Raw genomic sequence first — 8,490 nt, forward strand, 5'->3', positions numbered from 1 at the left:
GCCCCGGTCACCGACGAGATGACGTCGGCCGACTTCTGGGTCCGCCATGTCCGCGAGACGGTCCGCTTCCTGGACGGCATCCGCGCCCTGGAGACGGCCGGAGTCACCACGTACCTCGAACTCGGCCCGGACGGTGTCCTCTCGGCGATGGCCCAGGACTGCCTGAACGGTGATGCCGACGGGGCCGCCGCCTTTGCGCCGATGCTGCGCAAGGGACGCCCCGAGCCCGAGACCGCGACCACCGCCCTCGCACAGGCCCATGTCCACGGCATCGCGGTCGACTGGCAGGCGTACTTCGCCGGCACCGGCGCCCAGCGCATCGACCTGCCCACCTACGCCTTCCAGCGGGAGCGCTACTGGGTGGATTCCTTCGCCGAGTTCGAGGACGTCGCCTCGGTCGGGATCGGGCCGGCCGGGCACCCGTTGCTGGGTGCGGCGGTCGAGCTGCCCGACTCGGGCGGGTTCCTCTTCACCGGGCGGCTTTCCCTGCGTACACACCCATGGCTCGCCGATCATGTGGTGGCGGACACTGTCGTGGTGCCCGGCGCGGCTCTCGTCGAGCTGGCGGTCCGTGCCGGGGACGAGGTCGGGTGCGACGGCGTGGAGGAGCTGACCCTCGAAGCGCCCCTCGTACTTCCCGAGAAGGGCGCCGTGCAGCTCCGCCTCACCGTGGGCGGGGCGGATGAGCAGGGGCGCCGTCCGGTGCAGGTGCACAGCCGGATCGAAGCCGGTGAGGACGGGCTTGCGGGCGGGGAGTGGTCCCGTAACGGAATCGGTCTCCTCTCCACCCGCACCGGCTCATCGGCATTCGACGCCTCGGGTGAGGCAGCCCAGTGGCCGCCCGCCGGGGCCGAGCAGGTCTCTGTCGACGCGGTGCGCGACCGGCTGACGGCCTCCGAGCTCTACCACGGGCCCGCGTTCCGGACCCTGACCCAAGTGTGGGCGCGGGGTGAGGAGCTGTTCGTCGAGGCGCGGCTCTCGGACGAGCAGCAGTCGTCGGCCGGGCGGTTCGCGCTGCACCCGGCACTGCTCGACGCCGCCTCGCAGGCACTGGCGGCAGGCCCGGTCGGTGCAGGGCGGATACCTCTCGCCTGGCGCGGGGTGAGCCTGCACGCGGTCGGGGCGGACACCCTGCGCCTCCAGATCACCCCGGTCGGCGTGGACACCGTCTCTGTTGTCCTGACCGATGAGCAGGGCGCGCCGGTCGCCTCGGTCGAGGCGCTGGTTACGGAGGGGGTCGATGCCGAGCGGCTCGCCGTGGCCCCGGCGGAGGTCCACGAGTCGCTGTTCCGGCTCGACTGGGTGCCGACGCAGACTCCGGCACGGCCGACTGGGGGGATTCTTACGGTCGTTGGCGATTCCGAAGGCAACGATCGCTCCCTTGTCGGCGCGTTGGAGGGCGTGGGCCTTTCGGCCGAGGCGTACGACGATCTCGCGGCGCTCGACACGGCCGTCGCGGACGGACGGGCCATGCCGCAGACGGTGCTCGTACCGTTCGTCGCGGCGGATAATGTGCCTGTTGCCGCCGATTCGGCGGAGGAGGCCGCGCGCCTCGCACAGGAGGTGCGCGAGGAAACACACCGCGCCCTCGCGTCCGTGCAGAGCTGGCTGGACAACGCCAGGTTCGCCGACGCCCGCCTGGTCGTCGTCACCCGCGGAGCGGTGGCGGCGGGTGAGGACTCCGAGGTCGACGACTTGGTCCACGCACCGGCGTGGGGTCTGCTGCGTGCGGCGCAGACCGAGAACCCTGACCGCTTCGTGCTTCTCGACCTCGATGGAGTCGACGCCTCCTACCGGGCGCTGCCGGGTGCCCTCGCCTCCACCGAGCCTGAACTGGCTGTACGTGGTGGGGCGATGTACGCGCCCCGTCTGGTCAGGACGGGCACAGGCACGGGGACGACCACGAACCCAGTTACGACTACGGAGGCGGCCACCGGAACGCCCGCCGCCCGTCGTATCGATCCGGAGGGCACGGTCCTGATCACCGGCGCGAGCGGCGGACTGGCGGGACTCTTCGCCCAGCACCTGGTCGCCGAGCACGGCGTACGGCACCTGCTGCTCACCAGTCGCCGGGGTGCGGAGGCCGACCGTGCTACGGAACTCACCGCGCGACTCGCTGAGTTGGGCGCACAGGTGACCTGGGCGGCGTGCGACGTGGCCGACCGGGACGCGCTGGCCGCGCTCCTGGAGTCCGTGCCCGCCGAGCGTCCGCTGACGGCTGTCGTGCACACCGCGGCCGTCCTGGACGACGGAGTCGTGGACCTGCTCACCCCGGAGCGGGTGGACCGGGTGCTGCGGCCCAAGGCCGAGGCCGCGCTTCATCTGCACGAGCTGACCCGCGATCTCGATCTGTCGGCGTTCATCCTGTTCTCCGCCGCTGCCGGCACACTCGGCGGTGCGGGGCAGGCCAACTACGCGGCCGCGAACGTCTTCCTCGACGCACTCGCCCGGCACCGGAGGGCCCGCGGTCTCACCGCGTTGTCCCTGGTGTGGGGTATGTGGGCCGAGGAGCGCGGGATGGCGGGCCGGCTGACCGAAGCCGAGCGTGGCCGGGCCGCGCGCGGCGGCGTCGCACCGCTGTCGGCGGCCGAAGGGCTCGCGCTCTTCGATGCGGCCCTCGCGGCGGACGAGCCCGTGCTCGTACCGGTCGGGATCGATCTCCCGACCCTGCGGGCGCGAGCCGCGGACGGCGGGATCCTGCCCATGTTCCGTGGTCTGGTACGGACTCCGGTGCGCAGGTCCGTGCAGAGTGCAGGCCGCGCGGCGGACGCGATGACCATGGACGGCGCCGGAGAGCGGACATTGGCGGAGCGGCTCACCGAGCTGTCGGCCGCCGCGCGGGAACGGACCGTACTGGACCTGGTGCGCGGTCAGGTGGCGGCCGTACTCGGGTACTCGTCGGCCGAACTCATCGGTGGTGGGCAAGCGTTCAAGGAGCTGGGCTTCGACTCGCTGACGGCGGTGGAACTGCGCAACCGGCTGGGGTCCGCGAGTGGTCTGCGGCTGCCGGCCACCCTGATCTACGACTACCCCAACCCGGCCGCCCTCGCCGAGCACCTGCTGAGCGAGGTGGCCCCGGACCCGGCGGAGCGCAAGCTCTCCGTACTGGAGGAACTCGACCGGCTGGAGAGCACCTTCTCTTCGCTGGCACCGGAGGAGCTGTCCGCGGCGGTGGGCGACGAGGCCGCGCACGCCCGGGTGGCGGTGCGGCTCCAGGCCCTGCTGGCGCAGTGGAACGACGCCCGGCAAGTGGCGGGCAAGACCGGAGCCGGCGAAATCGAAGAGGCCAGCGACGACGAGCTGTTCGCCCTCATCGACAAGAAGTTCGGCCAGGGCTGAACCGAGACCCGGACGCACCGCCGATCCCCCTCGGCGACGGCGGTGCGTCCGGACCCTGAACCCAGAGTCCCGAGTCATTCCGAGTACGTGCGAGAAACACCCCCCACGATCTCGACGATGCGAATAGGTGAAGCGCCAGTGGCGAACGAAGCAAAGCTCCGCGAGTACCTCAAGAAGGTCACGACGGATCTCGACGAGGCATACGGACGTCTGCGGGACATCGAGAGCCAGGCCCACGAGCCCATTGCCATCACAGCGATGAGCTGCCGCTTCCCGGGAGGCGTGCGCTCACCCGAAGAGCTGTGGGAATTGCTGAGTTCCGGCAGGGACGCGCTCACCGAATTCCCCGCGGACCGGGGCTGGGATCTCGACAACCTGTTCTCGGACGATCCCGACGACCAGGGCACGTCGATCACTCGTGAGGGCGGGTTTCTCGGCGAGGCATCCGCATTCGACGCTGCGTTCTTCGGGATCTCGCCGCGTGAGGCGATGGCGATGGACCCGCAGCAGCGGCTGCTGCTGGAGACGTCGTGGGAGGTGTTCGAGCGCGCGGGCATCGATCCGGACACGCTGCGCGGCAGCCAGTCCGGCGTCTTCGTCGGGATCAACGGATCGGACTACATCACCCCGCTGCTGGAGGCGGCCGAGGACTACGCCGGGCACCTCGGCACCGGCAACGCCTCCAGCGTGATGTCCGGCCGGCTCTCGTACACCTTCGGTCTCGAAGGCCCGGCCGTCACCGTCGATACGGCCTGCTCTGCTTCGCTCGTGGCCCTGCACCTGGCGGTGCAGGCGCTGCGCGGTGGGGAGTGCTCGCTGGCCCTCGTGGGGGGCGTCCATGTGATGTCGACGCCGGGACTGTTCGTCGAGTTCAGCAAGCAGCGCGGGCTGTCGACGGACGGGCGCTGCAAGGCGTTCTCGGCCGATGCCGACGGGTTCGGCCCGGCGGAGGGCGTGGGAGTCCTGCTGCTCGAGCGGGTCTCCGATGCCCGGAAGAACGGTCATCCGGTGCTGGCGGTGGTGCGTGGTTCGGCGATCAACCAGGACGGTGCGAGCAACGGTCTGACGGCTCCGAACGGTCCGTCGCAGCAACGTGTGATCCGCCAGGCCCTCACCAACGCGCGGCTCTCCACCGACCAGGTCGACGTCGTGGAGGCACACGGCACCGGCACCAGCCTGGGGGACCCGATCGAGGCGCAGGCGCTGATCGCCACCTACGGTCAGGATCGCCCGGCCGGTCAGCCCCTGCTGCTGGGGTCCGTGAAGTCCAACATCGGTCACACGCAGGCGGCTGCAGGCGTCGCCGGGGTGATCAAGATGGTGCTGTCGATGCAGCACGGGGTGCTTCCGCAGAGTCTGCACATCGACGAGCCGACCCCGCACGTGGACTGGGAGTCCGGTGCGATCTCGCTGCTCACCGAACAGACCGCCTGGCCCGAGACGACGCATCGGCGTCGTGCGGGTGTGTCGTCGTTCGGGTTCAGTGGGACGAATGCGCATGTGATTGTGGAGCAGGCGCCGGTGGCGGAGGAGGTGTCTGCCGGGGTCGAGGGCTCCGGCGGTTTGCCGGTGGTGCCGTGGGTGCTGTCGGGTAAGAGTGCGGGGGCGTTGCGGGCGCAGGCGGAGCGGTTGTCGGGCTGGCTCGCGGGTGGGCCGGGTGCGTCGGGTGGGCCGGGGGGTGTGCGGGCGCTGGATGTGGGTTGGTCGTTGGCGTCGTCGCGGGCTGCTTTGGATCACCGGGCGGTGGTGCTGGGTGATCATGTGGCGGGTGTGGCTGCGGTGGCGTCCGGGGCGATGGCTGCGGGTGTGGTGACCGGCACCGTAGTCGGTGGGAAGACGGTGTTCGTGTTCCCTGGGCAGGGCTCGCAGTGGGCGGGGATGGCTGTGGGTCTGCTTGATTCATCGCCGGTGTTTGCTGCGCGGGTGGATGAGTGTGCGAAGGCGCTGGAGCCGTTCACGGACTGGTCGCTGCGTGATGTGCTGCGCGGTGTCGAGGGTGCGCCGTCGTTGGATCGGGTGGATGTGGTGCAGCCTGCGCTGTTTGCGGTGATGGTGTCGCTGGCGGAGGTGTGGCGGGCTGCGGGTGTGCGTCCGGGTGCGGTGATGGGGCATTCGCAGGGGGAGATCGCTGCCGCGTGTGTGGCGGGGGTCTTGTCGCTTGAGGATGCGGCGCGGGTGGTGGCGTTGCGGAGCCAGGCGATCGGACGTCTGCTGGCCGGGCTGGGTGGGATGGTCTCTGTGCCGCTGCCGGCGAAGGAGGTGCGGGAGCGGCTCGTCGCGTGGGGTGAGGACCGGATCTCCGTCGCGGCGGTGAACGGGCCTTCTTCGGTGGTGGTGTCGGGCGAAGTGCAGGCTCTGGACGAACTTCTCGCCTCGTGTGAGGCGGACGGGGTGCGGGCGAAGCGGATCGCGGTGGACTACGCGTCGCATTCGGCGCAGGTGGAGCTGCTGCGGGAGGAACTCGCCGGGCTGCTGGCCCCGATCACCCCGGGTACGGCTCACATCCCGTTCCTGTCGACGGTGACCGGGCAGTGGGTTCAGGGTTCGGAGCTTGATGGGGACTACTGGTTCCGCAATCTGCGGCGGACGGTGGAGCTGGAGCAGGCCACCCGGACGCTGCTGGAGCAGGGCTTCGGTGTGTTCATCGAGTCCAGCCCTCATCCCGTGTTGACCGTCGGTATCCAGGAGACGGTGGAGGACGCCGGGCGTGAGGCGGCTGTGCTCGGGTCGTTGCGCCGTAACGAGGGTGGTCTGGAGCGTTTGTGGCTTTCCCTCGGTGAGGCGTATGTCCGTGGTGTGGGGGTGGACTGGGACGCGGTGTTCGCCGGTACGGGAGCGCAGCGGGTGGATCTGCCCACCTACGCCTTCCAGTCGCAGCGGTTCTGGCCGGAAGCCGCTCCGGTCGAGGCCGTCCTTGCCCCGGCGGAGAGCGCGATCGACGGCCGCTTCTGGGAAGCCGTCGAACGCGAAGACCTCGAAGCACTGGCAGACACCCTCGCCTTCGACACGCCCGACACGATCGGCTCGTTGGGCGCGGTGCTGCCCGGCTTGTCCTCGTGGCGCCGGCAGAGCCGTGAGAAGTCCACCGTGGACGGCTGGCGCTACCGCGTCACCTGGAAACGGATCGCCGAGCCTGTCGCCGCCCGACTCTCGGGCACCTGGCTCGTCATCGTCCCCGAGACCCTGACCGGCCCAGCCGGCGAGTGGGCCGGCGCTGTCCTGCGAACGCTCACCGAACGCGGCGCGGATGTTCGTACCGTGCACATCTCCGCCAACGCCGCTGACCGCGACCGGCTCGCCGCGACTCTGCAGGCCGAGACGGGCGATGCCGCGCCCACCGGCGTACTCTCCCTCCTCGCCCTCGGCGGCGAAGGCGCCTTCGCTTCCGAGCTCGCGCTGTCCCAGGCACTCGGCGACGCCGACGTGACCGCGCCCCTGTGGTGCGTCACGCGCGGCGCCGTCGCCGTCGGCCGCTCCGAGCAGGTGGCAGACCCGGCGCAGGCGCTCATCTGGGGCCTCGGCCGCGTCGCGTCCATGGAGCAGGGCGGCCGTTGGGGCGGCCTGATCGACCTTCCCGCCGACCTCGACGACCGTACGCTCGCGAGGCTCGCGGGCGTCCTGGCCGGTGACGGTGCAGAGGACCAGGTGGCGCCGCGTGCCTCCGGTCTCTTCGGCAGGCGGCTGGTCCGCGCGCGTCTCGCGGACACCCCGGCCGTACGGGAATGGCGCCCCGAAGGCACCACGCTGGTCACCGGCGGCACGGGGGCGCTCGGTGCGCAGGTCGCCCGCTGGCTCGCCGAGAACGGCGCCGAGCACCTGCTGCTCACCAGCCGCCGGGGCACGGACGCACCCGGCGCGGCCGCACTGCGCGACGAACTGACCGCGCTGGGAACCCAGGTGACCATCGTTGCCTGTGACATGGCAGACCGTGACTCCGTGGCCGCCCTCATCGAGGGCGTTCCCGCCGACCAGCCGCTGACCGCCGTCGTGCACACGGCAGCCGTTCTCGACGACGGCGTCATCGAGGCGCTCACCCCCGAGCAGATCGAGCGGGTGCTGCGCGTCAAGGTCGACGCGACGCTCCACCTCCATGAGCTGACGCGTGATCTCGACCTGTCGGCGTTCGTGCTCTTCTCCTCCTTCGCCGCCACCTTCGGCGCCCCGGGGCAGGGCAATCAGGCCCCGGGCAACGCCTTCCTCGACGCCTTCGCCGAGTACCGCAGGGCTGCGGGCCTTCCCGCCACGTCCCTCGCCTGGGGCCCCTGGGGCGACGGCGGCATGGCCGAGGGCGCAGCGGGCGACCGGATGCGCCGCCACGGCATCCTCGCGATGTCGCCCGAGCGCACCCTGGCCTCGCTCCAGCACGCACTGGACCGCGACGAGACCACGCTGACCATCGCCGACATGGACTGGAAGAGGTTCACCCTCGCCTTCACCGCCGACCGGGACCGGCCACTGCTGCGGGAGCTCCCCGAGGCGCGCCAGATCATCGAGAGCGCGGAGCGGGAGTCCGCGGACGACCTGGCCGGGGGAGTGCCGCTCGCGCAGCAGCTCGCCGGACTGCCCGAGGTCGAGCAGGAGCGGCTGCTGCTCGACCTGGTCCGCACCGCCGTCGCGGCCGTCCTCGGCCACCCCGACCTGGCGGCGGTCGAGGCGAACCGGGCGTTCAAGGAGCTCGGATTCGACTCGCTCACCTCGGTCGAACTCCGCAACCGCCTCGGCGCGGTGAGCGGGCTGAAGCTGCCGGCCAGCCTGGTCTTCGACCACCCCACCCCCGCCGCTGTCGCCGCCTACCTTCGTGCCGGGATCGTGCCCGACGCGGCCGCGGGCGGGGCCCCGTTGCTGGAGGAGCTGGACAAACTGGAAGCCGTCCTTGAGCGGGGCACCGCCGACAATGTCGTACGGGCCCGGGTGACCATGCGGCTCCAGTCGCTGCTGGCGAAGTGGAACGAGAGTGACGACCCGGCGGGCGCGGTGGCACAGGCGGCCACGGCGGACGGCGTCGGGGCCGGGTCGGCGGACGGCGTGCTGGACGATGTCGAGCAGCTCCAGGAGGCGAGCGACGAGGAGCTGTTCGCCTTCATCAACAAGGGGCTCGGCCGCGCCTGAACCGCCGCAGCCGTCGCCATGAATCCGTGTCCGGGAATCCGG

At 71.2% G+C, this 8,490-nt stretch carries 2 protein-coding genes; both read left to right on the forward strand.

The window, feature by feature from the left end; translation table 11 throughout:
* On the forward strand, positions 1 to 3,339 hold a 3,339-nt coding region (locus tag ACZ6ZQ_RS37225; RefSeq protein WP_469772967.1), incomplete at its 5' end, for a type I polyketide synthase.
* A gap of 138 nt (positions 3,340 to 3,477) precedes the next feature.
* A complete protein-coding gene (locus ACZ6ZQ_RS37230; protein ID WP_469772968.1) occupies positions 3,478 to 8,448 on the forward strand; it encodes a type I polyketide synthase in 4,971 nt (1,656 codons plus the stop codon).
* Positions 8,449 to 8,490: the final 42 nt, after the last annotated feature.

Source organism: Streptomyces sp. NPDC053673, from assembly GCF_055585225.1.